Source organism: Streptomyces sp. SID10853 (genome assembly GCF_010548145.1).
In the GTDB taxonomy this organism is placed as follows: Bacteria; Actinomycetota; Actinomycetes; order Streptomycetales; family Streptomycetaceae; genus Streptomyces.
The window spans coordinates 1-2909 of sequence record NZ_JAAGLN010000423.1; the positions used below are offsets into that span (position 1 = coordinate 1).

The 2909-nt window shown below is 73.9% G+C and carries 1 protein-coding gene and 2 pseudogenes; all 3 read right to left on the reverse strand.

Translation table 11 applies throughout. The features are described from left to right. A pseudogene (locus G3I19_RS35820) lies at positions 1 to 357 on the reverse strand (alpha/beta hydrolase); the annotation flags it as partial. A 207-nt stretch (positions 358 to 564) separates the two neighbouring features. After that, positions 565 to 1704: an alanine racemase gene (gene alr / locus G3I19_RS35825; protein WP_239075047.1), complete on the reverse strand. Its 1140-nt coding sequence runs from the start codon at positions 1702 to 1704 to the stop codon at positions 565 to 567. A 161-nt stretch (positions 1705 to 1865) separates the two neighbouring features. Next, positions 1866 to 2786 (reverse strand): annotated as a pseudogene (locus G3I19_RS35830) (NAD(P)H-hydrate dehydratase); the annotation flags it as partial. Between the last annotated feature and the right edge of the window lie 123 nt (positions 2787 to 2909).

Below are 2909 nucleotides of genomic sequence, written 5' to 3' on the forward strand. Positions count from 1 at the left end.
CCCGGCTGCTCCCGCTGTCCCGGTCGCCCCCGCTGCCTCAGCCGGCCCTCCGCGCGTCTGGGCTCCCCCGGACTCCCCGCCGTCAGCCGCTTCGTCGACCTCGTAGTAGATCCCGGTGCCGTCGTCGGCGACCGCCCGGCCCGGTGTGCCGCGCAGGGAGCCGTACGGACCCGATGCGTCGAGGGCGAGCCGCGCCTTCTTGCGCATGCCGCGGCCCACCGTCAGCCGCTCAACCGCCACCCCCGCAGCCGCACCGGCGGCGAGCACGCCGATCGCCGCGCCGGCGAAGCCACTGGCCCTGCGCCAGTTGGCGCCCGCCACGGCCTGGGCCACATTCGCGCTGGTGCTCTCGCTCACCGTGCCGCTCTCCAACTGATCGTCCGACTACTGAACATCTGCCCCTCAACATCCCTCAACATAGGGACAACGGACCGCGGAGGGACAACGGGCAACACAGGGGCATCGGACAAACACAGCGACGTCGGGCTGCTGCACGTCGGGCTACTGCACGGCTACTGCACGTCCGGCCGCTGATCGCCCGGCCCCAGCCCCAGCCCCGGCCCCTCATTCACCATTCACGTACACACGGTCCACCCGCGGCCCGATGCGGGTGACGATCTCGTACGCGATGGTGTCCGCGGCCCGGGCCCAGTCCTCGGCGGTCGGCTCGCCCCGGTCGCCCGGCCCGAACAGCACCGCCTCCGCACCCGCAGGGAGCTCGTCCCCCTCCAGGTCCACGACGAACTGGTCCATGGCGATCCGTCCCGCGACCCGCCGCAGTCTGCCGCCGACCAGCACAGGGCCCTGACCCGAAGCGTGGCGCGGGACACCGTCCGCGTATCCGAGAGGGACCAGGCCGAGTGTGGTCTCGGACGGGGTGACGTAGTGGTGGCCGTAGCTGACGCCGTGCCCCGCCGGTACGTGCTTGACCATGCCCAGGCGGGCACTGAGCGTCATGACGGGGCGCAGCCCGAAGTCGGCCGCACTGCCGAGCTGCGGTACGGGCGAGATGCCGTAGAGCGCGACACCGGGGCGGATCAGGTCGTACTGCGTATCGGGCAGTGTCAGCACCGCAGGCGAGTTGGCGATGTGCCGGACCTCGGGGCTGAGCCCCGCCTTCTCGGCGTACGTGATGGCCTCGTCGAAGCGGTCCTTCTGCGCGGTGATGGACGGATGGCCCGGCTCGTCGGCGCAGGCGAAGTGCGACCAGATCCCGGTGACGACCGCCAGGCCCTCGGCCTCGGCCGCGGCAGCGGCGCCGACGAGTTCCGGCCAGTCGGCGGGCTGGCATCCGCCGCGGCCGAGGCCGGTGTCGGCCTTGAGCTGGATACGGGCCGGACGACCGCTCGCCCGGGCCGCGGCCCGCACTTCGTCGAGCGCCCACATGCCGCCGACGGACACGTCGATGTCGGCCTCGATCGCCTCGCGCCACGGCCCGCCGGGCGTCCACAGCCAGCAGAGCAGCCGGGCGCGGATACCGGCTGCGCGCAGGGCGAGAGCTTCCTGCGGGGTCGCGGTGCCGAGCCAGTCCGCTCCGGCCGCCAGTGCGGCCCTGGCGCAGGGCAGCATGCCGTGGCCGTACGCGTCAGCCTTGACCACAGCCATGAGCTGAGCACGGGGCGCACGGGCGCGCAGCGCGCGCACATTGGCGCGCAGCGCGCCGAGGTCGATCTCGGCGCGCGCTCGCATGGGTTCCCCGGTCATGTCCGTGCCTCAGTCATCTGTCTGTCCCCGTCGTCGCGCCCCAGTCTCTCAGAGCGCGGGCCCCTGCCCCCCGGAGCCGACTCCCGTCCGCCGGAGCCGAACAGGAACAGACGGCCCGCACGTCATCGCCCCCCATCCCCTCCACCCTCGCCGCAGTCACCTCACCCGCGGACATCCCGCCAGGCCCCCGCGATCCCGTCAGCCACGTCCTGGGCGACCACGGCCGCCCCGCCGGAAGCCCGGCGGGCCGCCAGGCCGTGCAGATAGGCCGCGACGGAGCCCGCGTCCCTGGCCTCGAGTCCGGCCGCGAGCAGCGAGCCCGCCAGGCCCGACAGCACGTCGCCGCTGCCCGCCGTGGCCAGCCAGGGCGTCCCGGTCGGGTTCACCCGGACCGGTGTGTCGCCCGAAGGGGCCGCGACGAGGGTGGTCGACCCCTTGAGCAGTACGGTCGCCCCGTAACGCGAGGCCAGCGCCCGTACCGAAGCGAGCCGCGCCCCCTCGACCTCCTCGCGTGACACGTCGAGCAGCGCAGCCGCCTCGCCCGCGTGCGGAGTGAGCAGCGTGGCCGCCGACCGGGCCTTTACGGCCGACGCGTCCAGCAGCCGCAGCCCGTCCGCGTCCACCAGGACCGGAACGTCGGACGCCAGTACGTCATCGACCGCCGACGTGTCGTCCCCGAGGCCGGGGCCCACGACCCACGCCTGGACGCGTCCCGCCTTGGCCGGCGGCCCGGCGTGCACAAGGGTCTCCGGGAACCGTGCGATCACCGCGTCGGCCGCGGGCCCCACGTACCGCACCGCCCCCGCCCCGCCGCGCAGCGCCCCGGCCACGGCCAGCACGGCCGCCCCCGGATAACGTGCCGATCCGGCGACGACGCCGACGACGCCCCGCCGGTACTTGTCGCTCTCCGCCGAAGGCTCCGGCAGCAGCTCCGCCACGTCCGCGTACTGCAGCGACTCCAGGTCCGGTACGACGGGCAGGTCGAGGCCGATGTCCACGAGCCGCAGGGCCCCCGCGTACTCGGCGGCCGGATCGATGAGCAGCGCCGGCTTGTACGCGCCGAACGTCACGGTCGCGTCCGCGCCGCACTCGCCATCCCCGGCCGGGATGCTTGCCCCACACCCCAAGACATGGTTTAATTAATGGTGTCGGAGGGGGAGGGCAACCCTCCTCCGACACGACGGGCCGCCAGTCGGCCCGAGACC